Annotated in this window: 24 protein-coding genes; 7 read left to right on the top strand and 17 right to left on the bottom strand. The window is 69.2% G+C overall.

What is annotated here, in order from left to right; genetic code table 11:
- The first annotated feature begins 33 nt into the window (after window positions 1–33).
- The 3 genes from JX005_RS11240 (at window position 34) to JX005_RS11250 (ending at window position 2,679) form a co-directional block, all read left to right on the top strand.
- The gene (locus JX005_RS11240; protein WP_214467609.1) at window positions 34–1,452 is read left to right on the top strand and encodes a rhamnulokinase; all 1,419 of its coding nucleotides are present in this window, start codon (window positions 34–36) and stop codon (window positions 1,450–1,452) included.
- Window positions 1,453–1,477: 25 nt separating this feature from the next.
- Entirely contained in the window at window positions 1,478–2,464 is a 987-nt protein-coding gene (locus JX005_RS11245) for a serine hydrolase domain-containing protein (RefSeq protein WP_214467611.1), read from the top strand.
- A 65-nt stretch (window positions 2,465–2,529) separates the two neighbouring features.
- The gene (locus JX005_RS11250) at window positions 2,530–2,679 is read left to right on the top strand and encodes a hypothetical protein (protein WP_214467613.1); all 150 of its coding nucleotides are present in this window, start codon (window positions 2,530–2,532) and stop codon (window positions 2,677–2,679) included.
- Between the two features lie 99 nt (window positions 2,680–2,778).
- Here JX005_RS11250 and JX005_RS11255 read toward each other — a convergent pair whose 3' ends face one another.
- Genes JX005_RS11255 through JX005_RS11265 form a run of 3 tightly spaced genes read right to left on the bottom strand, consistent with a single transcriptional unit; the run spans window position 2,779 to window position 6,450 of the window.
- Window positions 2,779–3,624 (bottom strand): transglutaminase family protein, encoded by an 846-nt coding sequence (locus JX005_RS11255; RefSeq protein ID WP_214467615.1) that lies wholly within the window; start codon window positions 3,622–3,624, stop codon window positions 2,779–2,781.
- Window positions 3,625–3,676: 52 nt separating this feature from the next.
- Window positions 3,677–4,609, bottom strand: coding sequence for an alpha-E domain-containing protein (locus JX005_RS11260; protein ID WP_214467616.1), 933 nt, complete (start codon window positions 4,607–4,609; stop codon window positions 3,677–3,679).
- On the bottom strand, window positions 4,603–6,450 hold the full coding sequence (locus JX005_RS11265; protein WP_246533870.1) for a circularly permuted type 2 ATP-grasp protein: 1,848 nt from the start codon (window positions 6,448–6,450) through the stop codon (window positions 4,603–4,605). The genes JX005_RS11260 and JX005_RS11265 overlap by 7 nt, the downstream gene beginning before the upstream one ends.
- A gap of 83 nt (window positions 6,451–6,533) precedes the next feature.
- On the opposite strand from JX005_RS11265, the gene JX005_RS11270 reads away from it, so the two are divergent.
- Window positions 6,534–8,111, top strand: a complete 1,578-nt coding sequence (locus JX005_RS11270) for a molybdopterin-dependent oxidoreductase (RefSeq protein ID WP_307858567.1) — start codon at window positions 6,534–6,536, stop codon at window positions 8,109–8,111.
- 62 nt (window positions 8,112–8,173) lie between these two features.
- Complete coding sequence (locus JX005_RS11275; protein ID WP_214467618.1) at window positions 8,174–8,872, top strand: FadR/GntR family transcriptional regulator; 699 nt, start codon at window positions 8,174–8,176, stop codon at window positions 8,870–8,872.
- Here the strand turns inward: JX005_RS11275 and rocD are convergent.
- The 4 genes from rocD to JX005_RS11295 all read right to left on the bottom strand — a co-directional run bounded on the left by rocD (window position 8,869) and on the right by JX005_RS11295 (window position 11,767).
- A complete protein-coding gene (gene rocD, locus JX005_RS11280; RefSeq protein ID WP_281422065.1) occupies window positions 8,869–10,095 on the bottom strand; it encodes an ornithine--oxo-acid transaminase in 1,227 nt (408 codons plus the stop codon). The two genes, JX005_RS11275 and rocD, sit on opposite strands and share 4 nt — an antisense overlap.
- A gap of 13 nt (window positions 10,096–10,108) precedes the next feature.
- Window positions 10,109–10,993, bottom strand: coding sequence for a dimethylargininase (gene ddaH / locus JX005_RS11285; RefSeq protein WP_214467619.1), 885 nt, complete (start codon window positions 10,991–10,993; stop codon window positions 10,109–10,111).
- A 124-nt stretch (window positions 10,994–11,117) separates the two neighbouring features.
- On the bottom strand, window positions 11,118–11,333 hold the full coding sequence (locus JX005_RS11290) for a helix-turn-helix transcriptional regulator (protein WP_214467620.1): 216 nt from the start codon (window positions 11,331–11,333) through the stop codon (window positions 11,118–11,120).
- Complete coding sequence (locus JX005_RS11295; protein ID WP_214467621.1) at window positions 11,333–11,767, bottom strand: hypothetical protein; 435 nt, start codon at window positions 11,765–11,767, stop codon at window positions 11,333–11,335. The genes JX005_RS11290 and JX005_RS11295 overlap by 1 nt, the downstream gene beginning before the upstream one ends.
- Before the next feature lie 173 nt (window positions 11,768–11,940).
- On the opposite strand from JX005_RS11295, the gene JX005_RS11300 reads away from it, so the two are divergent.
- Window positions 11,941–12,783 carry a PIG-L deacetylase family protein gene (locus JX005_RS11300; protein ID WP_214467622.1) on the top strand — a complete coding sequence of 281 codons (843 nt, stop codon included), beginning with the start codon at window positions 11,941–11,943 and terminating at the stop codon, window positions 12,781–12,783.
- Between the two features lie 64 nt (window positions 12,784–12,847).
- Here the strand turns inward: JX005_RS11300 and JX005_RS11305 are convergent, their stop codons facing one another.
- Together JX005_RS11305 and JX005_RS11310 are read right to left on the bottom strand one after the other, a co-directional pair.
- Window positions 12,848–14,710 (bottom strand): alpha/beta hydrolase-fold protein, encoded by a 1,863-nt coding sequence (locus tag JX005_RS11305; protein ID WP_307858575.1) that lies wholly within the window; start codon window positions 14,708–14,710, stop codon window positions 12,848–12,850.
- 6 nt (window positions 14,711–14,716) lie between these two features.
- Complete coding sequence (locus tag JX005_RS11310; protein ID WP_214467624.1) at window positions 14,717–15,046, bottom strand: hypothetical protein; 330 nt, start codon at window positions 15,044–15,046, stop codon at window positions 14,717–14,719.
- Between the two features lie 357 nt (window positions 15,047–15,403).
- Here JX005_RS11310 and JX005_RS11315 point away from each other — a divergent pair, with 357 nt between their 5' ends.
- Window positions 15,404–16,855 (top strand): alpha/beta hydrolase-fold protein, encoded by a 1,452-nt coding sequence (locus JX005_RS11315; protein WP_214467627.1) that lies wholly within the window; start codon window positions 15,404–15,406, stop codon window positions 16,853–16,855.
- A 61-nt stretch (window positions 16,856–16,916) separates the two neighbouring features.
- Here the strand turns inward: JX005_RS11315 and JX005_RS11320 are convergent, their stop codons facing one another.
- The 8 genes from JX005_RS11320 to JX005_RS11355 all read right to left on the bottom strand — a co-directional run bounded on the left by JX005_RS11320 (window position 16,917) and on the right by JX005_RS11355 (window position 25,831).
- Window positions 16,917–17,936, bottom strand: a complete 1,020-nt coding sequence (locus JX005_RS11320; RefSeq protein WP_214467628.1) for a LacI family DNA-binding transcriptional regulator — start codon at window positions 17,934–17,936, stop codon at window positions 16,917–16,919.
- A gap of 11 nt (window positions 17,937–17,947) precedes the next feature.
- Window positions 17,948–19,327: a glycoside hydrolase family 5 protein gene (locus tag JX005_RS11325; RefSeq protein ID WP_214467630.1), complete on the bottom strand. Its 1,380-nt coding sequence runs from the start codon at window positions 19,325–19,327 to the stop codon at window positions 17,948–17,950.
- A 53-nt stretch (window positions 19,328–19,380) separates the two neighbouring features.
- Window positions 19,381–20,892 (bottom strand): arabinosylfuranosidase ArfA, encoded by a 1,512-nt coding sequence (arfA, locus tag JX005_RS11330; RefSeq protein ID WP_214467632.1) that lies wholly within the window; start codon window positions 20,890–20,892, stop codon window positions 19,381–19,383.
- Between the two features lie 49 nt (window positions 20,893–20,941).
- Window positions 20,942–21,868 (bottom strand): carbohydrate ABC transporter permease, encoded by a 927-nt coding sequence (locus tag JX005_RS11335; protein WP_214467634.1) that lies wholly within the window; start codon window positions 21,866–21,868, stop codon window positions 20,942–20,944.
- Window positions 21,865–22,791 (bottom strand): carbohydrate ABC transporter permease, encoded by a 927-nt coding sequence (locus tag JX005_RS11340; protein WP_214467635.1) that lies wholly within the window; start codon window positions 22,789–22,791, stop codon window positions 21,865–21,867. The genes JX005_RS11335 and JX005_RS11340 overlap by 4 nt, the downstream gene beginning before the upstream one ends.
- A 71-nt stretch (window positions 22,792–22,862) precedes the next feature.
- Complete coding sequence (locus tag JX005_RS11345) at window positions 22,863–24,221, bottom strand: ABC transporter substrate-binding protein (RefSeq protein WP_214467637.1); 1,359 nt, start codon at window positions 24,219–24,221, stop codon at window positions 22,863–22,865.
- A 201-nt stretch (window positions 24,222–24,422) separates the two neighbouring features.
- A complete protein-coding gene (locus JX005_RS11350; protein ID WP_214467639.1) occupies window positions 24,423–25,376 on the bottom strand; it encodes a 3-hydroxyacyl-CoA dehydrogenase family protein in 954 nt (317 codons plus the stop codon).
- Window positions 25,373–25,831, bottom strand: coding sequence for a ribose-5-phosphate isomerase (locus tag JX005_RS11355; RefSeq protein WP_214467640.1), 459 nt, complete (start codon window positions 25,829–25,831; stop codon window positions 25,373–25,375). The genes JX005_RS11350 and JX005_RS11355 overlap by 4 nt, the downstream gene beginning before the upstream one ends.
- Window positions 25,832–25,833: the final 2 nt, after the last annotated feature.

Genomic DNA, 25,833 nt, shown 5'->3' on the forward strand with positions numbered 1-25,833 from the left:
AGCGCAGCGAGACGAAACGCGAGGGGCCGGGCGATGACCGGCGGCGTCGTCGCGGCCGTCGACCTCGGCGCCACGAGCGGTCGCGTGATGCTCGGCTACGTGGACGACGGGATGCTGCGCCTCGAGGCCGTCGCGCGATTCCCGAACGGCCCCGTGCCCGGCCCCGACGGCCTGCACTGGGACTTCACCCGGCTGTACGCGCACATCCTCGACGGCCTCCGCGACGCCGTCGCGCGCGAGCCCGGCCTGGCGAGCGTGGGGATCGACTCCTGGGCAGTCGACTACGGTCTCGTGCACAGCGGGGAACTCGTCGGCGAGCCGTTCCACTACCGCGACGAGCGAACGCAGCAGGGCGTGGAGCGGGTGCACGCGATCGAGCCGTTCGCCGACCTGTACCGCCGCAACGGCCTGCAGTTCCTGCCCTTCAACACGCTGTACCAGTACGCCACCGAGAGCGGGCTCACCGATGCCGAGGCTGCGCTGCTCATCCCCGACCTCGTCGCCTTCCTGCTCACCGGCGCGCGCGTGGCGGAGCGCACGAACGCGTCCACGACCGGCCTCGTCGACGTGCGCACCGGCCAGTGGGACCTCGAACTGGCCGAGCGCCTCGGGGTCCCGGCATCCATCCTCCCCTCGCTCGTCGACCCCGGCACCCGGATCGGCGCGCTGTCGCGTGGGGCCTGCGAGCACGTCGGCGCACCGCTCGAGGTCGTGGCGGTCGGGTCTCACGACACCGCCTCGGCGATCGTCGCCGTGCCGCTGAGCTCACCGAACGCCGCCTACATCTCGTGCGGCACGTGGGGACTGGTCGGCGTCGAGCTCGACGAGCCCGTCGTCACCGACGAGGCCCGCGAGGCGAACTTCACGAACGAGGGCGGCGTCGACGGGCGCGTGCGCTTTCTGCACAACGTCACGGGGCTCTGGCTGCTCAGCGAGTCGGTGCGTGCGTGGGAGGCCGCGGATGGAGCGGCGATCGATCTTCCGCAGCTGCTCGAGGCCGCGGCATCCGTCGACGGTGAGATCCCCCTCTTCGACGCCGACGATCCGCGCCTGTCCGCACCGGGTGACATGCCCGCCCGCATCGCGGCGGTGCTCGGCGAAGCCGGCGTACCGGTGCCCGCGACGCGCGCCGCGTTCGCTCGCACCATCGTCGAGAGCATCGCGGCGGCGTTCGCCCGGACGGTGCATACGGCCGGCCGGCTCACCGGCCGCGACATCGACGTCGTGCATCTCGTCGGCGGCGGAGCGCTCAACCGCCTGCTGTGCCAGGCGGCCGCCGATCGGTCCGGACTGCCCGTGCTCGCCGGACCCGTGGAGGCGACGGCGCTGGGCAACGTGCTCGTGCAGGCGCGCGCGCACGGCTGGTTCGGAGCGGATGCCTCGCTCGAGACCCTGCGGGAGGCCGTCGCGGCCGCGTTCCCTCCCGTGCGGTACGAACCGCGGGCAGGATAGAAGTCCCGCTCGCGAGAGGAACCGAATGACCGCCTACGCCGCCGCCTTCGATTGGGCCCGCCGCCACGTGGACGCCGGCCGCCTGCCGACCGCCGTGCTCGGTGTCGCGACCGCCTCCGGCATCGCGGCGCTCGACGCATTTGGCTCGACCCACGGCCGGACGGCCCAGGTCGACGACCACTACCGGCTGTTCTCCGTCACCAAGCCGCTCGTCGGCCTCGTCGCGGCGCGGGCGATCGAGCGGGGGCTGCTGACGCCCGAGACGCCGCTCACCGACGCCCTGCCGGACTTCGGCGCCGACCGCGACGACATCGTGCGGCTGCGGCATCTGGCGAGCCACACGTCGGGCATCACGGAGCCGGCGATGGATGCCCCGAACCTGCGCTCGACGCTGATCTCGGCCGGACGGGACTTCACCGCGGGCACGATGTCGCGCTACTCGACCCTCGCGTTCGAGGGCATCGCGGCGATGACCGAGCACGCCACCGGTGTGCCGTGGCACGAGGACGTGGCCGAGTGGGCGTCCTCGCTCGGCGCCGACGGACTGACCTTCGACGAGGCCTGCGACCCGCATGAGGTGACGGATGCCGCGGCCACAGGCCTCGACTTCGACGCGTTCATCGGGCTGAGGCATCCCGGAGCCGGTCTTCTCGGACGGGCGACCGATCTGCTCGCGATCGGCTCGGCGCTGCTGCGCATCGGCGACGGCGAGACGGGCGGCGTCGTCCAGCCGGCGACGCTCGGCATGATGCTGCGTCCGCTGACCGGCGACATCCCGCGCCTGGAGCCGTACCGCGCGGAGCGCGGGCAGGACTGGGGGTTCACGTGGAACCTCCGCGCCCGGGCGCCCGGCCTCATCGACACCGACGCCTACGGACACGGCGGCTGGGCCGGAACGGAGCTGTGGGTCCACCCATCCGCGGGGGTCGCGTGGGTGCTGATGACGAATCGCACCGAGCGGCCGGGCGTCGAGATCGACGAGGTCGACAACGCGGTGATCGCGGGGCTGTGATCCCTCCCGGTGGCCGGTTCGTCAACCCCTGTGCCCTTCCGCGTCGCGGGGCCTAGCGTGAGGCCATGACCGACGAACGACGCGCCGAAGACGAGCCCATCGAGCAGGACGCCCCGACGGGCGGCGACGAGACCACCGAAGACCAGCTCGAGGCCGACAACCCGGCCGAGGAGGACACCCTCAAGATGCTGGACCCCGACTCCCCGCCCGCCTGACCTCTTGCTCTTCCCGGTCCCGGTTGAGTGTCCAGGACCCGCCGCGAGACCCGCCGAGGGAACGGCGTGTCCTGGACACTCAACCGGCGGTGGGGCGGGCTACGCCTCCCGCGTGATGGTCACCTTCACGTGGAGGTGGCTCTTGAACGGCCCGGCGTACACCCCGCGCAGCGGCGGCACGTCGCCGTAGTCACGGCCACGGCCCACGAGCACGTGGCGGTCGCCGATCTCGATGTTGTTCGTCGGATCGAAGCCCTGCCACTCGCCCGCGAACCACTCGATCCAGGCGTGCGACTCGCCGGTGACGGCGACGCCGACCTCGGCGGACGGGCGCGGGTGCAGGTAGCCCGAGACGTAGCGCGCCGGGATGCCCACCTCCCGCAGAGCGCCGAGGGTGACGTGCGCGATGTCCTGGCAGACGCCCTTTCGCGCCTCCCACGCCTCGTGCGCCGTGGAGTGCACGCCGGTGATGCCGTGCATGTACTCGACGGCGTCGCCGATCCCCGTCGCGATCGCGTGCGCCGCGCGGCCCGGGTGGTCGTGCTTCGCCGCGATCTCCCGCGCGAGCTCGGCCACCTCGGGGTGCGGTCGAGTGCGGCCTGTCTGCGTCATCTGCTCGACGGTGTCAATCGAGCGCCCGACCTCGCGCGCCAGACCGTGCCACGTCACGTCGACGTGCTCGAGCGGCCGCGGACGCACCTCGACCAGCGACTTGGCGGTGATCGTCAGTGCCGCGTGAGGTGACAGCACGTCGAACGCGGCGACGCGGGTGCCGAAGTAGTCGACGTACTGGTTGACCGACGTCGACGGCTCGATGTCGAGCGACGAGTTCAGCACGAACTGGCTGTCAGTCGAGCCCGGCAGCATGCGGGCCTCGTTGTACGAGGCCGATACGTCGCCCTGGTAGCTGAAGCCCGTCTGGTGCTCGATGCGCAGTCTTTTCATGTGTCGTGCCTCCGCTCGCGCAGGCACAGCACCGGTTGTCGAGCCTGTCGAATCACGAGATCTCCCCGATCCAGCTCGGCTCGGCCTGCGTCGGGAAGAACCGGCTGCGAATGGCCTCGGATGCTTCGCGGCTCACGGTCTGCACGCGCTGCATGTGCTGCGGCAGCTCGCTGAGGATCTCGCCGATGGGGCGGTACTCCAGGTCGTTGCGGATCTGACCGAGCGCGCGCAGCACCGTGTTCGAGTGGCCGACCCGGTCGGCACGGGGGTCGATGGCGCTCATGCACTCCTCGGCACGCTGGATGGAGTAGATGATCGACCGCGGGAACAGCCGGTCGAGCAGCAGGAACTCCGCGGCATTGCGGGCACTGGGCATGCCGCGGTAGGTGCGCAGGTACGCCTCGTACGCGCCGCACGATCGCAGGATGGTGGTCCAGGAAGGGCCGGATGCCTCGGTCAGCGACCTCGTCGCGAGCAGACGCGCCGTCATATCCGTGCGCTCGATGCTGCGGCCCAGGGTGAAGAACTGCCAGGCCTCGTCGCGACTCGTCGAGGAGTCGACGATGCCCACGGCGAGCGCGGCGCGCTCGCGCACCCACTGGAAGAACTCGTGCACCTTGTCGGTCTGCAGGCGCCGGGGCATGCGGGCGTTGGTCGTGTTGAGCGTCTCCCACAGCTCGGTCGACACGATCTCGCGCGCGCGGCGGGCGTTCTCGCGCGACGCGGTCAGCGCGTAGGCGATGCTCGACGGGTTCATGCGGTCGACGGCGAGCCGGGCGAGCACGTCCTCACGTCGCACGTGGTCGACGCCCTCCGGAGGGAACGAGCCCATGACGCTGAGCAGCGACCGGCACGCGGTGTCCTCATCGATCCACGGGTCCTCGAGCAGCAGCTGGAGGTGCACGTCGAGGATGCGGGCGGTCCCGTCGCTGCGCTCGATGTAGCGCCCGATCCAGAACAGCGACTCCGCGATGCGGCTCAGCATCCCCCCTCACCCCCGCTCTCCGGTCGGCCCGACCGCCCCACTTCCTCGCGAGACGGCATCGGTGCACCCAGACTGCAGGTACCGCCTGCTGTCTCGGTGCGCGGATGCAGTCTCGCGGGGAATGGGGGGACGGGTGCGGCGGCCGCGGCGGGCGCCGCGGCGGCGGCGGGCGCGGCGGCAGCCCGGGACTGCTGCTGCTGCTCCTGCTGCTCGGTGCGGGATCGCGGGCGGTCCTGTGGCGAGTGCGTGGGCTCGGGCTGGCCGTCGTAGATGATCGGGATGGCCGCCGTGATGGTCGCGGCCTGATCGGCTACAAGGCCCGGGACACCGTGACCCTGCCCGTACTCCACGTGCGAGGGGGCGGAGCCGCCGATGACCCACGTGTCCTTCGACCCGCCGCCCTGACTCGAGTTGACGACGAGCTGGCCCTCGGGAAGCGCGACGCGCGTCAGGCCGCCCGGCAGGACCCAGACATCCTCGCCGTCGTTCACCGCGAACGGCCGGAGGTCGGCGTGGCGCGGGCGCATCCCGTCCTCGACCAGCGTCGGGATCGTCGAGAGCATGACGACGGGCTGGGCGATCCACCCGCGGGGGTCGGCGAGCAGTCGCTGCCGGAGCTTCTCGAGCTCTGCGGGCGAGGCATCCGGACCCACTACCAGGCCCTTGCCGCCCGACCCGTCGACCGGCTTGACCACGAGCTCGTCGAGGCGGTCGAGCACCTCTTCGAGGGCGTTCGGGTCTTCGAGCCGCCACGTGTCGACGTTCTTGAGGATGGGCTCCTCGGCGAGGTAGTAACGGATGAGGTCGGGAACGTACGTGTAGAGCAGCTTGTCGTCGGCGACACCGTTGCCGACCGCGTTGGCGATCGTCACGTTGCCGAGCCGCGCCGCCAGCATGAGCCCGGGGGCGCCGAGCATGGAGTCGGCGCGGAACTGCAGCGGATCGAGGAACTCGTCGTCGACCCGGCGGTAGATCACGTCCACGCGCTTGGGTCCGCGGGTCGTGCGCATGAACACCTTGCCGCCCACGCACAGGAGGTCGCGGCCCTCGACGAGCTCGACGCCCATGAGCCGGGCGAGCAGGGTGTGCTCGAAGTACGCGGAGTTGTAGACGCCGGGGGTGAGCACGACGACGTTGGGGTCTTCGATGCCCGCAGGAGCCGAGGCGCGCAGCGCGGCCAGCAGCTTGTTCGGGTAGTCGCCGACGGGCCGCACGCGCATCGAGACGAAGAGCTCGGGGAGCGTCTGCGCCATCACCCGGCGGTTCGAGATGACGTAGGAGACGCCCGAGGGGACGCGCACGTTGTCTTCGAGCACCCGCATCTCGCCGTGCTCGTCGCGGATGAGGTCGATGCCCGAGACCTGGATGCGCACCCCGTTGGCCGAGCGGATGCCGGCTGCCTGACGGTAGAAGTACTGCGACGAGGCGATGAGCCCTGCGGGCAGGACCTCGTCGCGCACGCAGTGCTGACGACCGTACGCGTCGTCGAGGAACGCCTCGAGCGCCTTCACCCGCTGCTTGACGCCGGACTCGACGTGCGACCACTCGTCGTACGTGATGACGCGGGGGACGGCGTCGAGCGGGAAGGGCCGCTCCTCACCGGCGAAGTCGAACGTGACGCCCTGCGCGAGATAGGACCGCTCGAGCGAGTCGGTGCGCCCGCGCAGCTCCTCCTGGGTCATCTGCGCCAGCGCCTGGTACAGCTCGCGATAGGCCTCGCGCGACTCCGCGAGCGCACCCGGATGCGCCGGGCTGCCGAACATCTCGTCGTACGCGGGGACTCCGGAGGCGGTCTTGCGCGGCGCCAGAGTGGAGCCGTAGCCGTCGAAGAGATCTCCCATGCGACGAGCCTAGTTGTACCCGTGTTGCCGCAGTGTTTCGCTCCGCCCGCCCTGCGGGACCCCCGCGGTCGTACGCTGGCATCGTGACGAGGTCGCGCGGGGAACGCGGCATCCCACCTCCCCTGACGTGGGCGGCGGGTGTGGGTGCCGTCGCGCTCGGCGCCGGGCTGGGCGAGCTGCTGGCGGCGATCTTCGCGCCGGCGTCCGGACCCTTCGTCGCGGTCGGCGGGACGCTCATCGACCTGGCTCCGCCGTGGGCCAAGGACACCGCGATCGCTCTGTTCGGCACGGCGGACAAGGTGGCGCTGGTCGCGGGCATCGCCCTGGTGGTGCTCCTCCTCGCCGCCTTCGCCGGATGGCTGGAGGCGAGGTACCCGCCCTGGGGCCGCGTGGTGGTCCTGGCCTTCGGGGCTGTCGGCGCGGCGGTCGCGATGACGCGCCCCGATGCGGGCGCCCTGTCGTGGCTGCCGTCGGCGTTCGCCGGCGTCGTCGGCGCCCTCGCCCTGTGGGGATTGATCCGGATGCTGCGACCCGGCGACGTGCCGTCTCGCTTCGCCGCCTCGACGACCGAGAACGCGGCAGCCGGGAACGCCCCGAGCCGCCGTTCCTTCCTCGCCTGGTCGGCCGGTGCCGCCGCCGCCGGCATCCTCGCCGCCCTCGCGGCGAGCGCGATGCGTGCGGGCGACGCGGCGCTCACCGCGATCAAGGCCGTCGTGCTTCCCAAGCCCGCGGAGGCCGCTCCGCCTGTTCCTGCCACCGCCGAGCTCGGCCTCCCCGGACTCGCCCCCGTCATCACCCCGAACGACGAGTTCTATCGCATCGACACGGCCCTCGTCGTGCCGCGCGTCGACCCGGCGGAGTGGTCGCTGCGCATCCACGGGATGGTCTCCGAGGAAGTGACCTTGACCTGGGATGAGCTCCTCGATCTGCCGCTCGAGGAGAGCCACACGACCCTGGCATGCGTCTCGAACGAGGTCGGGGGCACGCTCATCGGGAACGCCCTGTGGCTCGGCTATCCCGTACGCGAGCTGCTGGCCCGCGCACGGCCGCTGCCGGAGGCCGACATGGTGCTGTCGCGGTCGATCGACGGGTTCACGGCATCCACTCCCCTCGAAGCGCTCACCGACGATCGCAATGCGATCCTCGCCGTCGGCATGAACGGCGAGCCCCTGCCGTCCGAGCACGGCTTCCCGGTGCGGATGGTCGTCCCGGGCCTGTACGGCTACGTCTCGGCGACCAAGTGGCTGACCGAGCTCAAGGTGACCACCTTCGCCGCCGACGAGGCGTACTGGACCCCCCGCGGCTGGTCGGAGCGCGGGCCCATCAAGCTGCAGTCCCGCATCGACGTGCCCCGTAAGAGCCAGGGGCTGAAGGCGGGCGAGACGGTGATCGCCGGCGTCGCGTGGCAGCAGGGCGTCGGGATCGAGGCCGTCGAGGTGCAGATCGACGACGGCAGGTGGCGGCAGGCCGAACTCGCCACGGCCATCTCCGACGACACGTGGGTGCAGTGGAGCCTCCCGTGGACGGCGGAGGCGGGCGATCACCTCCTCCGGTGTCGAGCGACCAACCGCGCCGGAGAGGTTCAGACGTCCGAGCGGGCGCATCCGGCGCCCGATGGGGCGAGCGGCTGGCACGAGCGGTTCATCACCGTCTTCGAGTGAGAACGTCGGGTGATCGGCGGCGATGACGGTAGCATGCCCGGGAACGCATTCTCGGAGGTCCGGTGCAGGAACCGCTCGCCCGCTTCGTGGCCCGTCTGCTGGAACTCGCGACGGTCGACGAGGAGACCGGTGCGCGCCGGCTTCCTCCCGAGCGTGAGCTCGGCGACGCGCTCGGCATGAGTCGCGGCGCCCTGCGCGAGCAGCTCTCGGTGCTCGAGAGCCTCGGATTCCTCCACCGCACACAGGGACGCGGGACCTATCTCGACACCCCGTCGTACGGATTCGTGCGCACGTACTTCGCGATCGCGCGCTCGCTCGGCTACATCACCGACCCGCACGTCTCCGAGGCGCGCATGCTGATCGAGGAGGCCGTCGCGGAGGCCGCAGCCCGCAAGGTCACTCCCCCGCAGCTGAACGAACTGCGCGACTCCCTCGATCGCATGAACGCCGCCGAGGAGGCCGGCGACATCGAGCTCGCGCACGAGGCCGACGCCGACTTCCACCGGCGCCTGCTCGACGTCGTCGACAACCCCGTCCTCCAGCTGCTTCGCGAAGGCCTGCAGCGCGCGCTCAGCGATGACATGCGCGCTCGGCGCGAGGCGGTCGCGCGCGACGGCTCGGGCGGCGAGTTCGACCTGTCGCACGAGGACATCTTCGCGGCGATCGCGGCGGGCGATCCCGAGGGGGCGCGGATGGCGATGCGACGCCACTTCGGCATCGCGACCACCGCGGAGACCGGCGTCGCGGCGCGGCGGTCCTAGCCCGCGAGCACGACCCGCAGCTGCTCGACCGCCCAGTCCAGCTCGGTGGCGCGGACCACCAGCGGCGGAGCGATGCGGATCGTCTGCCCGTGGGTGTCCTTCGCGAGCACGCCGCGCGCGATCAGCCGCTCGGCCACCTCGCGGCCGGTGCCGATCGCCGGGTCGATGTCGACGCCGGCCCACAGCCCGGCGACGCGCACGGCGGTGACGCCCTGCCCGACCAGCGACTGCAGACGCGCCTCGAGGTGCTCGCCGAGTGCCTTGGCGCGCGTTTGGAACTCGCCGGTCTGCAGCATCTCGACCACGCGCAGCCCGACGGCCGCGGCCAGCGGGTTGCCGCCGAAGGTCGAGCCGTGCTCTCCGGGACGGATCACCCCGAGGACGTCGCGGTCCGCCGCCACGGCGGAGAGGGGGAGGATGCCGCCGCCCAGCGCCTTGCCGAGCAGGTAGACGTCGGGCACCACGCCCTCGCGATCGCATGCGAAGGTCTCGCCCACGCGGCCGAGGCCCGACTGGATCTCGTCGGCGATGAAGAGCACGTTGTGCTTCGTGCAGATCTCGCGGACCGCCCGGAGGTAGCCCTCGGGCGGCACGACGATGCCCGCTTCGCCCTGGATCGGCTCGATCAGCACCGCAGCGGTCGACGGCGTGATGGCCGCCTCGATCGCGGCTGCATCGCCGTAGGCCACGTTCACGAATCCCGGGGCGAACGGGCCGAAGCCGTCGCGCGCCTGGGGGTCGTCGCTGAACCCGACGATCGTGGTGGTGCGGCCGTGGAAGTTCCCGTGCGCGACGACGACGGTCGCGGCATCCGTCTCGATGCCCTTCACTCGGTAGCCCCACGCTCGCGCGACCTTGATGCCGGTCTCGACGGCCTCGGCGCCGGTGTTCATCGGCAGCACGAGGTCTTTGCCGCACAGCTCCGCCAGGGCGGCCGCGAAGGGTCCGAGGCGGTCGTTGTGGTACGCGCGGCTGGTGAGCGTCAGGCGGTTCAGCTGCTCCTGCGCGGCGGCGAGGATGGCCGGATGCCCGTGCCCGAAGTTGAGGGCCGAGTAGGCCGAGAGCAGGTCGAGGTAGCGCCTGCCCTCGACGTCCGTCACCCACGCACCCTCGCCGCGCGAGATCACGACCGGCAGCGGGTGGTAGTTGTGGGCGACGTGCTCGTTCTCATCGGCGATGACGCGCGCCATCGCGGTGTCGACGTCCGGCGAGGTGGAAGTCATGTCGGGTCTCCTGTCAGCGCCGCAGCTCGAGCGTGCAGCACTTGATGCCGCCGCCGCCGAGCAGCAGCTCGGAGAGGTCGACGAGCACCGGATTGTAGCCCCGCTCGCGCAGCTGGGCCTCGAAGCCCTTGGCGCGCGGCGAGATGATCACGTTCAGGCCGTCGCTGGCCGAGTTCAGCCCGAACACGGCGCCGTCCTCGTCGTCGACGAGGATCGCGTCGGGGTAGCGCTCCTCGAGGATGCGGCGGCTCTCGTCGTCGAACGCACCGGGGAGGTAGGCGATGTTCGCCTTCTCGACGCCGCCCTCTCCCTGCACGGGGTCGAGCACCGAGATCGCGGTGTCGAGGTGGTAGAAGCGCGGGTCGACGAGGTTCAGGCTCACGACCTCCTTGCCGAAGACCTCGCCGAGCTCGCGGTGGCTGTCACCCGTCGAGCGGAAGCCGGTGCCGGCCAGGATGGTGTCGCCCACGAGCAGGAAGTCACCCTCGCCCTCGTTGACCTCGACCGGCGCGGCCACCTCGAAGCCGTTCGCGGCGAACCACTCCATGAACGCCGGGCCCTCGGGCACACGCTCCTGGAAGCGGAACTTCGCCCCGTAGGCCACGCCTCCGATGACGAACCCGCCGTTGGCCGTGTAGACCATGTCGGGCAGACCCTCGATCGGATCGATGAGCTGCACGTCGTGGCCGAGGGCGACGTACGTGTCGTACAGCACCTGCCACTGCGCGACCGCCTTGGCGGTATCGGTCGGGTTGGCCGGCTCCATCCACGGGTTGATCGTGTAGCTGACCGTGAAGTGCTCGGGGCGGCACATCAGGTAGCTGCGGTGCTGCTGGATGCGGGTGACGGATGCCTCGGCCGAGGGGGCGGTGGCGGGCGCGGTGTTCTGCGTGGACATCTTGCTCCTAGCGAAGGGGCGGCGGACGCTGTCCATTGGCCCGGCGGGGCTGCGGAAGCCGGCAACCGGGCACGCCGGACCCATTGTCTCATGACACCTGGGAGCAGGCTGGGATCGCCGGCGGTCATGCCTCCGGGTAGTCGAAGAGGTCGTCGAGGCCCACGTCGAAGGCGCGCGCGAGCTGGAACGCGAGCTCGAGGGTCGGCGAGTACCGCCCCTGCTCGATCGCGATGAGCGTCTGACGGGTGACCCCGACCCTGCGCGCGAGCTCGGCCTGGGTGATGCCGGCCGCCTCGCGGGCGGCGCGGATCGAGTTGGTGACCTTCGTCGGCTTGACCATCAGACGAGCCCGCGACGGTAGGCGATCACGCTGGCGACGCCGCCGCCGATCGACGACAGGGCGAACCCGTAGAACATCGTGTTCGCGATCCAGAACCAGTCGAGCTGCACGGCGCACTCGACGATGACGCCGAGGCCCGCGATCACGAGGAAAGCCTGGCCGACGCGCGCGCTCATGTGGCTGATGTCGCGGTCACGCTGGTCGGACCTGCCGACCCCATCGGGGTCGCGCATGCCCGCGAACATGCCCCACAGGATGCTCAGCACGATCGCCGCGACGATGCTGCCGCCGATCGTCCACAGCATGATCGGCACCCAGTCGATCTCGGTGACGGGACGCTCCACGGCCTGCTGCAGCACGATGACGGTGTAGATCGCCATGCCGACCGCGCTGACGATCAGACTCGTCCAGATGTTGCGCTCCTGGTAGACCATGGCTCGGCTCCTCATTCGTCTGTAAAAGATTCTTGACATCCACGGTACGTCGGCCGCGGCATCCATGTCAAGAATTTTTTACACTCCGCTCACAGGCGGTCACCGGCGCTCCCGACGCCGACTTAGGATGCAGGGGCCGTCGCAGCAGACGGCCTGACCTACCCGGAGTTCCCATGCGCAAGCGCTGGATCGCGCTCATCGTCGTCGCGTCCGTCCTCGTCGTCCTGCTCGTCGGCCTGTACTGGGCGGGGCGGAGCCTGTTCCACATGCCCACCGCGAAGGGCGTCGACTCGGTGATCGGCGAGATCGGCGGCGAGCGCGTGCTCGGGGTCTTCGCCCACCCCGACGACGAGCAGACCGTGAACGGCTTGTTCTGGCGGGCGAAGCAGCAGGACGGCGCGTACACGGCGATGATCACCGCGACCGCCGGCGAGGCCGGACACCAGGTGCCCGTCGTCGCACGCCAGGAGGACCTCGGCGTCGTACGCACCGCCGAAGCGCTCAAGAACAGCTTCAACCTCGGCGTCGACGAGCACGACGTGTGGGACTACCCCGACGGCGGCGTGCCGGAGGCGGACGAGGACGAGCTCGTGGAGCGCCTCGTCGAGGCCATGAAGCGCGTCGAGCCCGATGTGGTCGTGGGCTTCTGGCCCGAGAGCGGCGCGACCGGGCACAAGGACCACATGGAGATGGGACGCGTGACCGAGCTCGCCATCGCTCAGCTGAAGGACGCGGGCGGGGCGTACGACGGCCCCGACCACCTCGTCTACACGATCAGCCCGACCACCGCGCTGTCGCTGTTCGGCGGCGAGCAGGGGAAGCTCGTCGTCGAGAACCAGCCCGACCCCGAGTACGCGATGTCGGCCGAGACGGGCAAGAAGCACGAGGGCTGGGCGATCCACGCGTCGCAGGCGAACTATCTGCAGTCGGCCTACTATCTCCCCGCCTGGCTGGTCTACCTCCTCTGGGACGAGGAGTTCTACCATGTGAGGGATCTGGCCGCCGATCCGGTCTGATCTGTAGACGGCAGCGCACCGGCGCCCCACATCGGGGAGCGCCGGCGCGTCGTCCTCCTGCCTGCTACTCGCCGCCCTCCTGGAACAGACGCGGGGCGAAGTCGATCAGGTTCTTCTGCCACACGTCCCACCCGTGAGGGCCGATCGTCACGCCGTCGAACTCGTACTCGATTCCCAGCTGGTCCAGCACCGGGAGCGAGCTCATCACCGACCCGTAGGTGAAGTCCGTGATGTCGCCGGTGTAGATCCGGTACAGCTCGGTCCCCGCGTTGATGGCCTCGGCGTCGACGCCCGCCGTGCCGCCGAAGCCGGCCGCGAACGTGCCGATCCAGGCGAACTCACCGGGATGCGCCTTGAGCACGGACACCGTCCGCGCGCCACCGGCCGAGAGACCCGCCAGTGCGCGGTCGGCGGGATCGCTGCTGACGTTGTAGCGCTCCTCCGTCACGGGCACGACGTTCTCGAGCAGCTCCCGCGGATAGTTGCCGACGTTGCCGTTGGGCATCACGACCACCATCGGCTCGATCGCGCCGTCGAGCGACAGGTTGTCGAGGATCTGGCGCGCACGCCCGACCTCCACCCAGTCGGTCCAGCTCTGCCCGCCGCCGTGGTTCAGCACGAAGAGCGGATACGGCTCCGCGCGATCGGCGTCGTATCCCGGCGGAGTCCAGACATAGGCGCTGCGCTCCTGACCGGCCACGGTGCTCTGGTAGGTCATGACGTCGAGGTTCCCGCCCTGGCCGGCGGGGACGTCCGCGAGGAGGCGCGACCCTTCTCCCGGCACGAGGAATGTGCTCCACGCCGGTTCCGAGGTGACCTTCGTCGGGTTGGACGTGTCCTTGACGGACTGGCGGTCGACGATGAGCCGGTAGTGGTAGAACTTCTCCTCGAGCGGGCCGACGGTCGCCCTCCAGCGATCCCCGACCTTGTTCATCTCCACCCGCAGCCAGCTTCCGCCGGGCGCCCAGTTGGCCCAGACCGAGACGTACTCCGCGTCGGCGAAGTCGGTCGTGGTCTCGAAGGTCACGAACCCGTCCTCGCTGAGCCACGGGGTGGGCGTCGTGCCCACCACAGGAGGCTCGAAGCGTTCCGTGAGGGCGGTGTGCCCCTCGCTCATCGCGGGGTCGGACGCCGCACCGGTGAACAGCCGCGGCGCGAAGTCGATGAGGTTCTCCTGCCACGCGTTCCAGTTGTGACCGGCGTCGGGGTTCACCCCGTCGAACTGGTACTCCAGGCCCAGGGCGTCGAACTTCTGGAACGAGTCGTACACGTCGTTGTAGGCGATGTCGGTCTTGTTGCCGACGTAGACGCGGAACAGCTCGGTGCGGTCGTTCATCCGGTCGACGGTTCTGGAATCGACGTTGCCGAAGCGGCCCGCTCCGAACGTGCCGACCGCGCCGAAGGCGCCGGGGTGCTCGCTGAAGACCTCGAACGCCTGACCGCCGCCCATCGACAGGCCGGCAAGCGCCCGCTTGTTCTTCGACGGGGAGACGTTGTAGCTCTCCTCGACCGCCGGGACGATGTTGTCCAGCAGTTCAGCGGGGAAGTCCGGGACGTTGCCGTTGCCCATCACCACGAGCATGTCGGCGAGCTGTCCGCGGAGCCACAGGTTGTCGAGGATCTGCTCGGCTCGACCCACTTCGACCCAGTCGCGGTAGCTCTGCCCTCCTCCGTGCTGGAGGTACAGCACCGGCGACTTCTTCCCCTGGGGGCGGTAGGTCGGCGGCACCCAGACGAGGGCCTCACGCTCCTCTCCGGCGACGGAGCTCGTGTAGGAGAGCGTCTGGATGACACCGGCCTCCTCGGGCGCGTCCGCCAGCAGGGCGGCCGACTCCCCGGGGATGAAGAACGTGCTCCACTCCGGTTCGGAGGCGACGCTCGTGGGGTTGTTCCCGTCCTTCAGGACTTTGCTGTCGTCTCCCGTGATCTGGTACTAGTACAGGCCGGGCTCGAAGGGCCCGTAGGTCGCCGTCCAGTTCGCGCCGCTGCGCGAGAGGCCGATCTGCGCCCAGTTGTGCGAGGGCCCGAAATTGCCCTCGACGACCACCTGCGACACCGGTCCGACGGCGGCCTCGACCGCCGCGTTGGGGACGGCGATCCGCAGGTAGCCGTCTTCCACCGGGAGCACCCAGGGGTCGGCCGCAGCCGCAGGTGACGCGACGGTCAGGCCGGTGACGGCCAGGAGCGCGGCCGTGACGACGGCGACGATTCGTCTCGCTCTCCCGAGCCGGCGGGGGGACCGGCTCTCGGATGTGATCTCCATCGATTCCTCATCTCGTGTGACTCGACAGGCTCCGGAGCGCGGTGTGGCCCGGGGCCGGCTGGCGAAGACGGGACGCACGGCGACGTGCATTTACAACGTAGTAACTCCCGCCGTCGCCCACTCTTACAGAGCCACTCGCGTCGGGTCAAGAGAAAAGTACAACGTGGTAAAGATTAACTTTACAACGTGGTAAACCGGTTGTAGCGTGTCCCCCGCCGGGCCCCTTTCCGGCGCTCAACAGCCATTCAAGGAGGAACGGTGACGAGTATCGCGCTACAGCGCCGAGGTGACGCAGGAGATCCGCACGAGGTCCCCCAGGACCGGATCTTCGGCAGCCGGCGATGGAGGATGTTCGCCGTGACGGTCGTCGCGTGGGCCATGCTGCTCACGATGGCGCCCGGGACGGCCCAGGCGGATGTGAACCTGACGCCCGGCCCGACGGTCGTCGCAGACCCGGATTCCCCGACCGGCTACACCGGTCATTTCGTCTACTACGACCCCGATGCCACCAGCGTGCGCTTCGTCGCCGACATCATGCTGCGCAACTGGGCGGACACCACCGACACGAAGGTCTACCTGCCCACCGAGTACGAGCCGGGCCTCATGCGGGGCGGCGGCGCGTACGACGTCGAGATGACGAACGCCGGAGACGGCTATTGGGTGACCGACGTGCCGCTTGCGGCAGGCGTGAACCAGTACTGGTTCTACGTGGACGGCAACACCAACCTGTGGGTCGCCGACCCGGCGAACTCGCCGATCTTCGCCCCCGATGGCCTCACGGGCACCGCGCGCCGCGCGTTCAACGCGGTGTACGTCCCGTACGACGCGGCCAAGCAGGACTTCGCGCCGCTCGCCGCACGTCAGATCGAACTCCCCCGGGCAGACTCCCCGAAGGGCACCTGGAGCTACGTGCCGTTCGAGGTCAACGGCACGACGCGCACCGTGGGCGTCTACCTTCCGCCGGGCTACGACGCCGACCGAGCGGAGCCGTACAAGACGATCTACATGCAGCACGGCGGCGGCCAGGACCAGTCCGACTGGATGAACATCGGCGATGTGCCCTTCATCATGGACAACCTCATCCAGGACGGCGACACCGAACCGGCGGTCGTCATCACGACGAACACGAACTACCTCGGCGCCGCCAACCAGGGCTACCCGAACCTGCGGAACGTCGTGATCCCGTTCGTCGAGTCGAACTACAACGTCTCCACGCAGCCGATCGACCGCGCATTCGCAGGGCTGTCGGCCGGCAGCTTCGTGACGCAGAACCTGATCAACTACGACGCCGACGCGTTCGGGTACTACGGACCGTGGAGCGGCGGGGTGAGCGTTCGGGCGACGACGCCCGACCTGGCTGCGCCGTACATCCTCTACGGCGGCGGGCTCTGGGACTTCGGTCTGCCCAATGCGAACGCGGTGGCGGGGCTCGACGAGATCGGGTTCGTCGAGAACGTCGTCGTGGCCGGTGCGCACGACTTCAACGCCTGGAACCAGCTGTTCACGACGTTCGCACGCGACTACCTCTGGCAGCCCGAGGCGTTCATCCAGGACGAGATCGACACGCTCAAGGCAGCGGTCGCGGCGACGGGCCTGAACAAGGGCAACAAGAACGCCCTGACGGTCAAGCTCGACCAGGCGCTGCGCCTCGTCGCCAAGGGTGACAGCGCCGGTGCCCTCGAGATCCTGAACGGCTTCGTCGCCCAGGTCGACGGGTTCGCGGCATCCGGGAAGCTCACTGCCGAGCAGTCGGCTTCGCTCCTCCCCGTGGCTCAGAAGATCCTCACGAACGTGGGCCACTGGCAGTAGTCCCTCGCCACGCGGGTTGCCGGCAGATCTCCTCGGCCGGCAACCCGCGTTTCCCGTGCCGTCAGCCCGTCGGCGTGCGCGGAGGCGGCGCGGTGGAGTCCCGGACCACCAGCCGCGTCGCGAGCTCGATGCGGGTGATCTCCGGACGGGGATGGTCCAGCAGCTGGAGGACGAGCTCAGTGGCCTGCTCGGCCATCTCCCGGAGAGGCTGGTGCACGGTCGTCAGCCGCGGATGGGCGAGCTCGGCGACGGCGAGGTCGTCGAATCCCACGACCGAGAGGTCGCGCGGCACCGCCATCCCGAGAGACGCGGCCGCGTGCAGCACGCCGAGGGCCTGCACGTCGTTCCCGGCGAAGATGGCCGTGGGCGGATCGGGCATCCGCAGCAGCTCCAGCGCGTGCCGCTCTCCCGCGTCGCGCTGGAAGTCGCCGAAGCGGATCCAATCCGGTGCGACCGGCACCCGCGCCGTCGACATGGCGGCGCGATAGCCGTCCAGCCGGGCCAGTGCGCACATCACCGTCTCCGGACCGGTGATCGCGGCGACACGACGGTGGCCCAGCTCGAGCAGGTGCCGCGTGGCCGCGAGACCACCCGACCAGTTCGCCGATCCGACGGAGGGGATGTCCTCCGCGGGATCGCCTGCGGGATCGATGATCACGTACGGGATGCCTCGTGCCTTCAGCCGCTCCCGACCCTCCGTCGGAATGTCGGCGAAGAGGAGGATGATGCCCGTCGGCGCGCGTCGCACGACCGAGTCCAGCCACTCCGGGCCGGGAGCGCGACGATCGCCGCTCACAGAGAGCGAGACCGCGAGGCCCTCCTCGGCGGCGCTCTCGCGGACGCCCTCGAGGACCGCCAGAGCCCACTCCCCCTCGAGCTCGTGGAGGACCACCTCGATGTACTCGCGCCGCTGCCTGCTTCTCCTGCGCCGGTACCCGCTCCGGCGGAGCTGCTCCTCGACGAGGTCGCGGGTCGCGGAGGACACATCCTCGCCGCCGTTGAGCACCTTCGAGATGGTCGTGAGCGACAACCCGGTCTGGGTGGCGATCTCCTTGAGCGTCACCCGCTGGGCTCGTGACATCTCACACCCGGCTAGTTCGCCGCGCGTCGGAGGATCGTCGCCAGGTCCTCCCGGACTCGGCACTGCGAGAACGAGAACGCGTCGGCGAGGGACTCCGCCTCGTCCGGCCCGACGCCCTCGAACGCCCGAGCGAACTCGTCCACCATGGCCTCGGCGAGCATGACGTGGCGGACGTGTCCGTGGATCCACCTGCGGGCGCCCCACGGATAGGGCTGGAAGTCGGGGAACTCCTCCTCGAACAGCCGCTCGATCGGCTCCAGGATTTCGCGCACCCCGGCGTCGGTCGAGCCCCACGAGTCCACTCCGAAACGGGCCTTCCGCTCGAGCACCGGGGCGATGCGCCGCAGGTACGCCGAGTCCGGATCCACCGTGACCACGCCCTGCAGGCCGATGTCCTTGTAGGTCCACAGCGCCCAGTTGGCGTCGTGCCGATCGAAGATCGCCAGCTGATCCTCGAGGAGGCGATAGCGCTGCTCGTCCCGCGCGGGATCTCCCGTGTACACCGGCCCGAACTCCCCGACCCAGATCGGCGTGCCGGTCTCGCGCATGTAGGCGGTTCGCTGCAGGAACGTCTCTTCGACGCGGTCCGCGTCGACGTACTGACCGCGTGACTCACCCGGATAGGGTCCGCCGTCGACGAACCCGGGCAGCGCGTAATCGTGCGCCGTGTACACGCAGTTCGGCAGCGGGTCGCCGAGCTGGTCGAACTGCGTCGAGTAGCGGTTTCCGTCCAGGAACAGGATGTGGTCGGGGTCGACGGCCCGGATGGCCGCCTCGAGTCTGCGGTAGAACGGCCCGATCGCGGCCCCTTCCGCATCGGCGGGCTCATTGACCGGGTTGTAGCCGGCCACCCACGGGTTGCCACGGTAGTGTTCGGCGATCGCCTCCCACAGATGGACGACGCGGTCCTGGAACTGCCGCTGCGACCAGAAGCTCGCCCACTGGGTCGGATTGTCGCTGTGCCAGTGCTGATTCTGGGCACCGGGCAGCGCGTGGAGGTCGAGGATCGTGTAGATCCCCTGACTCGCGCAGGCGTCCACGACCTGGTCCAGCAGGCGGAACCCCTCCGGGCGGATGACGAAGGGCTCGTCGTCGCTTTCGAAGTGCCGGTAGTTGATCGGGACGCGGAGCGAGTTGAGCCCGAGCGACCGGAGGAAGGCGGCGTCCTCCGCTCCGAAGAACGCGGTCATGAACCGCGCGAAGAAGCGCTCGTAGGCTTCATCTCCGAGCACGCGACGCAGCGCGCGGCGCTGCTGCGACTCGGCACCGGCGTAGCCGGTGATGAAGTTCTCCATGTTCATCCACCCGCCGAGCCCGAAGCCCTTCAGGGTCACGGGCTGCTCGCCCGACATGATGCGGGTTCCCGACACGCGGAGCACGTGCTGCGGCATCCTGTTTCCTTCCTGCTTGCTGGTGCGGCCGTCGTCGGCTCGACGCGTGCGGCTCAGTCGAATGTCAGAACGGTCCACGACACGGGCGGAAGCGTGATCGTCACGGTCCCGTCTCCGACCTGAACCGAGGAGTTCGTCCTGGGCGCGACCCGCTCCGGATCGTGGAGCGTGTTCGCCGCGTGGATGTCGTCATCGAACAGCGACTGGGCGGCGGCGTCGCCGATGCGACCGAGCGCCATCACGTCGATCTCGAGCGAGACCTCGTCGGCCAGACTGCGGTTGACGATGAACACCGTCGTGCCGCCGCCGTTCTCATCGCGGGTCGCCACGGCGTCCACGAGGGGCACCTCGCCGTAGAGCTCGGTCCGGTACATGGGGCTGTCGAGCTTGAGCTCGAGGGCAACGCCACGCGCCAGCCGCGACGTGAGCGAGAACGGGTAGAAGGTCGTCTGCCGCCAGGCCGGGCCGCCGGGCTCGGTCATGATCGGAGCGATCACGTTGACGAGCTGGGCGAGGCTGGCGGCCGTGACGCGGTCGGCGTGGCGGATGAGCGAGATCAGCAGACTGCCGAACACCACGGCGTCGAGGACCGAGTACGAGTCCTCCAGCAGGCGGGGCGCCACCGGCCAGTCCGCGACATCGGTGATCTTCTCGACCTCGTTGTAGCGCGACTGGTACCAGACGTTCCACTCGTCGAACGAGATGTCGATGGTCTTGTCGCTGTGGCGGATGGCCTTCACGTGATCCGCCGTCGCCACGACGGCATCGATGAACCGGTCCATGTTGACCCCGGACGCCAGGAAGCTGCCGTAGTCGTCGCCCCGAGGCTCGTAGTACGCGTGGCACGAGATGTAGTCGACGTGCTCGTACGTGTGGTTGAGCACCACGCGCTCCCAGTCGCCGAACGTGGGCATCTGCGCACTCGAGCTGCCGCACACGACCAGCTCGAGGTCGGGGTCGATCTGCCTCATGGCGCTGGCCGTCTTCGCTGCGAGCTGCCCGTACTCCTCCGCCGTGCTGTGGCCGAGCTGCCAGGGGCCGTCCATCTCGTTGCCCAGGCACCACATCCGGATGTCGTGCGGCTCGGGGTGGCCGTTCGCGACCCGTCGGTCGGACCAGTGCGTGCCCGAGCGCAGATTGGCGTACTCGAGCACGTCCAGCGCCTCGAGGATGCCTCGGGTGCCGAGGTTGACGGCGTACATGAGCTCGCTGTCCACCTTCCTCAGCCAGCCGGCGAACTCGTCCAGGCCGATCTGGTTGGTCTCGGTCGAGTGCCACGCCAGATCCAGCCGCCGCGGCCGCGCGTCGCGCGGCCCGACGCCGTCTTCCCACCGATAACCCGACACGAAGTTGCCGCCGGGGTAGCGGATCGTCGAGACGCCCAGCTCGCGGACCAGCTCGATGACGTCGGTGCGGAAGCCGTCCTCGTCTGCGCGCTCGTGGCCGGGCTCGTAGATCCCGTCGTAGACGCAGCGGCCGAGGTGCTCCACGAAGGAGCCGAAGAGTCTCCGGTTGATCTGCCCGATCGTGAAATGCGGGTCGATGGTGAGATGTGCGCGGATCATGCTGCTCTCCGAGGACGCGTGAGGAGGGTGGTTCGAGGCGGGCGCCGGCTCACTTCAGGCTCCCGATGGAGAGCCCGCCCTGCCAGTACTTCTGAAGCCCGAGGAAGGCGATGATGAGCGGGATGACGGAGACGAGCGCTCCCAGAATGATGATGCTCCACAGGCTCTGCCCGCCCGCAGCCCCGTACGTCGACGCGGTGGACTGCCAGAGTCCGATGCCGACGGTCACCGGGAAGAGCCGGTTGTCCGACAGCATCACGAGCGGCAGGAAGTAGTTGTTCCACGACGCCACGACCGACAGCAGGAGCACGGTGACGATGGCCGGCCGCATGAGCGGCAGCGCGACCTGCAGGAACGTCCGGAAGTCTCCTGCGCCGTCCACCCGTGCGGCGTCCAGCAGCTCGTCCGGGACGGCGTCTCGGGCATAGACGTTCATGAGGTAGACGCCGAACGGATTGAGCAGGCTCGGGAAGATGACCGCCCAGGCGGTGTTCGTCCAGCCGATCTGGGCGAAGAGCACGAAGGTGGGGATCACGAGCGCCGTCGTGGGCACCATGACCGCGCCGAGCAGGATCGCGAACGCGACGCGTCGCCCGGCGAAGCGGTACTTCGCGAAGCCGTACCCGGCGAGCACCGCGAGCACCGTCGCCCCGACGCCGCCGACGATGGCGTACATGGCCGAGTTGGCCAGCCACCGCGCGTAGATGCCGCCGCTGTAGGTGAACAGGTCGGTGAGGTTGCTCAGGTAATTCACGTCGTCGGCGAACCAGAGCGAGCTCCCGCCTCCGAACAGGCCCGCCGCGCTCTTCGAGCTGTTGACGATGAGCCACCAGAACGGCACCAGGAAGTAGATCATCAGGAGCGCCAGCACGAGGTTCATGGGGATCCGGCCCCGCGTGCGGGGAGTGGATCGGCGCTCGATGCGTCGCCGCGGAGTCGGGCTCGTGCCCGTGAGCTCCATGGGGGTGACGGTCATGAGAAGAAGCTCCCTCGCTTGCGAGTGGCGAACAGGAAGATGTACACGCAGATGAACACGACCGCCCCCAGCGCGAACGAGATCGCCGACCCGTAGTTGTAGTTGGCGAGCGAGAACGCCTGCTGGTACGCGTACATGTTGGGGGTGAAGTCGTTGGGGATGGCTCCCGCCGCGAGCTGCTGCAGGATCTGCGGCTCGTTGAAGAACTGGAGGGTGCCGATGAGGGCGAACACCAGGATCAGCAGGAGAGCGGGTGCGAGCAGGGGGATCTTGATCCGCAGCACGATCTGCCACTGGGACGCGCCGTCGATGCGCGCCGCCTCGTACAGCGTCGGGTCGATTCCCTGCAGCGCCGCGTAGAGGATGATCATGTAGTAGCCGGCCCACTGCCACGTGACGATGTTGAGCAGGCCGTAGAAGATCAGGCCGCTGCTCAGGAAGTCCGGGGCCTCAGCGCCGAAACTTCCGAAGATCTCCGCGAGCGGGCCGAAGTTGTCGCTGTAGAGGAACCCCCACATCAGCGCGCCGATCACCGTTGGAATCGCGTACGGCATGAAGATCATGAGCCGCGAGAACCGGGCGAACCGGGTGATCAGGATGTCGAGCATCAGTGCGATCGCCAGCGAGACCGCCATCTGCAGCGGGATGAGGACGAGCGAGAACCGGATGACGAACCAGACGCCGTCGAGGAAGGACGGGTCGCTGAAGGCCTTGATGTAGTTCCCGAAGAGAACGAATCTCGTTCCGCCGATCAGCGACTTCTGGAACATGCTCAAATACAGGGCGAACCCGATGGGCAGCACGAGCAGGGCGAGGAAGATGATCCCGAACGGTCCGACGAAGAGCCAGCCCAGCAGGGTCTGACGGCGTGTGGTCGACCGCCGGTGCTTCGTCTTGAGGGGACTTGCGAGTGACGCAGTCATGATTTCTCCAGGTCTTGGCAGAGATGCCCGAGGGCCGGTCCGCATGAGCACGGACCGGCCCTGCGGTCACGTCACTTGACGGTGAACCCCTGCTCCTCCGCGTACGCCACGACAGCTTGCTGCAGGGCGTCCGCGGCCTCGGAGCCCGTCGCGGCCCCCTCGTTGATGCGGGCGACCTGCTCCGTCAGCTGCGAGTAGTAGAACTGCCCGATCGGCGTGTAGGTCATGCCCTCGTAGGCGTTGGCCGCCGGCACGTACACCTCCTTGTTGGCCTGCTGGCCGCTGAAGAAGGGCACCTCGTAGTTGAGGAAGTCGTCCGACTCGAGCACGTTGACGTTCAGCGGGAAGATGATCTGGTTCTGCCAGCCGTCATCCAGCGAGGCCTGATCGGCATAGACGCCGAACGCCACCTTCGCCGCGAGCTCGGCGTTCTGCGCCTGGCTCGACACGGAGAAGGCGGAGCCGCCCCAGTTGATCGCGATCGGGTTGTCCGGGTCCCACTGCGGCATCGGGGCGGTGGCCCAGACACCCGCGTCCGCGCCCTCGCCGACGCCCGCGCCCTGCAGGTAGCCGGGAGCCCAGGCGGCCGAGAGGTACGTCGCGTAGTCTCCGCCGATGACCCCGGCGATGTACTCCGGAGTGAACTGGTCCTCGGTGCCGACCAGACCCTTCTCGACGAGGCCGCTCCAGTAGTCGAGGACCTCCTTGATCTCAGGGCTGTTCAGGTTGATGCCGATCTCACCCTCGTTGGCCGGGTCGTACTCGAACGGCTGGGCGCCGTTCTGATACATGAGAGCCGTGGTCGCAGCGGGCTGGTTGGCCGCGAAGCTCGCGAACACCGGCCCACCGGCGTCCTTCACCTTCTGTGCGGTGGCCTCGAGCTCCTCCCACGTCGTGGGCGGCGTGATGCCGTACTCGTCGAAAATGTCGGTGCGGTAGATCATCCCCATCGGGCCGCCGTCGACCGGTGCGCCGTACACGCCGTCGCCGACCGAGACGTCCTTCCACGCGCCCTCGCTGAAGTTGTCCTTCACGTCCTCGTAGCCGAGGTCGTTGAGCTCGACGAGGGCGTCCTGGGCCTGGAAGGTCGCGATGCGGTCGGCCTCCACCATCATGACGTCGGGAGCGCCGCTGCCGGCCGAGATGGCGGTCTGGAACTTGTCGTAGGCGTCACCGCCGGCCCCGGCATTGGTCCAGCAGACCTGAACCTCGTCGTTCTCTTCGTTGAAGTTGTCGACGACGAGCTCCATGTTGGGGTACCAGGCCCACATGGTGACGATGGGCAGGTCCTCCTTGGGGATGGAGTTCGTGCAGTTCGCGTCTTCGTTGCCGGTACCGGTATTGTCGCCGCCGTCTCCGGCGCTGCACGCGGAAAGAGCGCCGACCAAGGCGAGCGCTGTGACCGCAGCAAGGACATGCTTCGTCTTCACTGGAGTTTCCTTTCGGTATTGCTGACTTCTTCGTCGGTGCACGACCGTGTCCGATATCGGGCTCGTGAAGGCTGGGTGCGCGCGATTCGGGTGTGGTCTACAACGTTGTAGAGCAACGTTGTAGACACTTTTCCACCGCCGCCCGATCACTGTCAAGAGCGAGGCGAAATTTTCTCGGCGTCCCGCGAAAGTTCTGCGGGATCAGTAGTCGATCGGGGGCTCGCCGAGCCGGGTGACGAGGTCCCGCAGGGCCGCATAGGCCTCGTCGCGGTACGCCGCGAGCTCGGGTGCCCGCTCGGCGGGCGTCGCGAGGAAGCCGCGGCCGGACTTGACGCCCTTCTCGCCCCGAGCCACACGCTCCTCGAGGATCGCCGGCTCGGCGAAGCGGTCGGGGTACGCGCTGTGGAGCGATGCGTAGCAGAACTGGTAGACGTCCAGCCCGGCGATGTCGGCGATCGCGAACGGGCCGAAGAACGGCAGGCGGAACCCGAACGTCGTCCGGGCGATGAGGTCGACGGATTCGGCCGTCGCGACCCCCTCTTCCACGAGCCGTGCGGCCTCGCTGAAGAGCGCGTACTGCAGGCGGTTGAGCACGAAGCCGGTGACGTCGGCGATGGGGACGCCCACCTTGCCGCATTCACCCAGGAGCGCGACCACCGCATCCACGGCGTCCGCCCGGGTACCGGCATGGGGGATCACCTCGACGCCGGGAACGAACGGCGCCGGATTGCTGAAGTGCACGCCCAGGAAGCGCTCCGGTGCCGTGACGGCCTCGGCGAGGGTGGAGATGGAGATCGTGGACGTGTTGCTGCCGATGAGCGCCTCCGGAGGCGCATTCTCGCTGATGCGCCGCAGCGTCTCGTGCTTGACGGCGAGCACCTCCGGCACGGCCTCCTCGACGAAGTCGACCGCGCCGACGGCCTCTTCGATGGATCCGGCGGCCGTGACCCGGCTCGCGATCGTGTCGCCGGCGTCGACGGGGAAGATCCCTCGCTCGGCGTAGTCGGCCGCCTCGCGGACGATCCGCTCCCGGTTCGCGCGGGCGAGCTCAGCGCTCACGTCCGCGAGGACGACATCCCTTCCGGCGAGGGCGAGCACCTGCGCGATGCCGCCTCCCATGTACCCCGATCCGACGACCGCGACCTTCGCGATCATCGCTCGTCCTCGAGTCGCTCGATCAGCTCCACCTTCTCGGCGGAGGGCGACGCCGGATCGAAGCGGTGACCGAGCCACTCTTCGACGAGCTTCTTCGCCAGCTCGAGCCCGATCACGCGGGCCCCGAGCGTCAGCACCTGCGCATTGTTGCTCTTGACCGACCGCTCGACGGAGTAGCTGTCGTGCGCGGTCACCGCCCGGATGCCGCGCACCTTGTTCGCCGTGATCGCGACACCGAGGCCGGTGCCGCAGACGAGCAGCGCTCGGTCGGCCTCCCCCCGAGCGACACGACGTGCGGCTTCGATCGCCACGCGCGGATACGGCGTCGCGTCCGCGCTGGCGACGCCGATGTCGACGACATCGCTCACACGCGGGTCGTCGGCGAGCAGCTGACGCAGCGCCTCCTTGTACTCATAGCCGGCGTCATCGGCGCCGATCACGATCCTCAGGCCCATCT

The sequence above is a fragment of the Microbacterium flavescens genome, assembly GCF_018588945.1.
GTDB classification, from domain to species: domain Bacteria; phylum Actinomycetota; class Actinomycetes; order Actinomycetales; family Microbacteriaceae; genus Microbacterium; species Microbacterium flavescens.

What these genes read in the sequence shown, in the direction of transcription:
- JX005_RS11240 (WP_214467609.1), top strand. Translation starts at nt 34, where the DNA reads ATGACCGGCGGCGTCGTCGCGGCCGTCGACCTCGGCGCCACGAGCGGT.
- JX005_RS11245 (WP_214467611.1), top strand. Translation starts at nt 1,478, where the DNA reads ATGACCGCCTACGCCGCCGCCTTCGATTGGGCCCGCCGCCACGTGGAC.
- JX005_RS11250 (WP_214467613.1), top strand. Translation starts at nt 2,530, where the DNA reads ATGACCGACGAACGACGCGCCGAAGACGAGCCCATCGAGCAGGACGCC.
- JX005_RS11255 (WP_214467615.1), bottom strand. Translation starts at nt 3,624, where the DNA reads ATGAAAAGACTGCGCATCGAGCACCAGACGGGCTTCAGCTACCAGGGC.
- JX005_RS11260 (WP_214467616.1), bottom strand. Translation starts at nt 4,609, where the DNA reads ATGCTGAGCCGCATCGCGGAGTCGCTGTTCTGGATCGGGCGCTACATC.
- JX005_RS11265 (WP_246533870.1), bottom strand. Translation starts at nt 6,450, where the DNA reads ATGGGAGATCTCTTCGACGGCTACGGCTCCACTCTGGCGCCGCGCAAG.
- rocD (WP_281422065.1), bottom strand. Translation starts at nt 10,095, where the DNA reads ATGACTTCCACCTCGCCGGACGTCGACACCGCGATGGCGCGCGTCATC.
- ddaH (WP_214467619.1), bottom strand. Translation starts at nt 10,993, where the DNA reads ATGTCCACGCAGAACACCGCGCCCGCCACCGCCCCCTCGGCCGAGGCA.
- JX005_RS11290 (WP_214467620.1), bottom strand. Translation starts at nt 11,333, where the DNA reads ATGGTCAAGCCGACGAAGGTCACCAACTCGATCCGCGCCGCCCGCGAG.
- JX005_RS11295 (WP_214467621.1), bottom strand. Translation starts at nt 11,767, where the DNA reads ATGGTCTACCAGGAGCGCAACATCTGGACGAGTCTGATCGTCAGCGCG.
- JX005_RS11300 (WP_214467622.1), top strand. Translation starts at nt 11,941, where the DNA reads ATGCGCAAGCGCTGGATCGCGCTCATCGTCGTCGCGTCCGTCCTCGTC.
- JX005_RS11310 (WP_214467624.1), bottom strand. Translation starts at nt 15,046, where the DNA reads ATGGAGATCACATCCGAGAGCCGGTCCCCCCGCCGGCTCGGGAGAGCG.
- JX005_RS11320 (WP_214467628.1), bottom strand. Translation starts at nt 17,936, where the DNA reads ATGTCACGAGCCCAGCGGGTGACGCTCAAGGAGATCGCCACCCAGACC.
- JX005_RS11325 (WP_214467630.1), bottom strand. Translation starts at nt 19,327, where the DNA reads ATGCCGCAGCACGTGCTCCGCGTGTCGGGAACCCGCATCATGTCGGGC.
- arfA (WP_214467632.1), bottom strand. Translation starts at nt 20,892, where the DNA reads ATGATCCGCGCACATCTCACCATCGACCCGCATTTCACGATCGGGCAG.
- JX005_RS11335 (WP_214467634.1), bottom strand. Translation starts at nt 21,868, where the DNA reads ATGACCGTCACCCCCATGGAGCTCACGGGCACGAGCCCGACTCCGCGG.
- JX005_RS11340 (WP_214467635.1), bottom strand. Translation starts at nt 22,791, where the DNA reads ATGACTGCGTCACTCGCAAGTCCCCTCAAGACGAAGCACCGGCGGTCG.
- JX005_RS11350 (WP_214467639.1), bottom strand. Translation starts at nt 25,376, where the DNA reads ATGATCGCGAAGGTCGCGGTCGTCGGATCGGGGTACATGGGAGGCGGC.
- JX005_RS11355 (WP_214467640.1), bottom strand. Translation starts at nt 25,831, where the DNA reads ATGGGCCTGAGGATCGTGATCGGCGCCGATGACGCCGGCTATGAGTAC.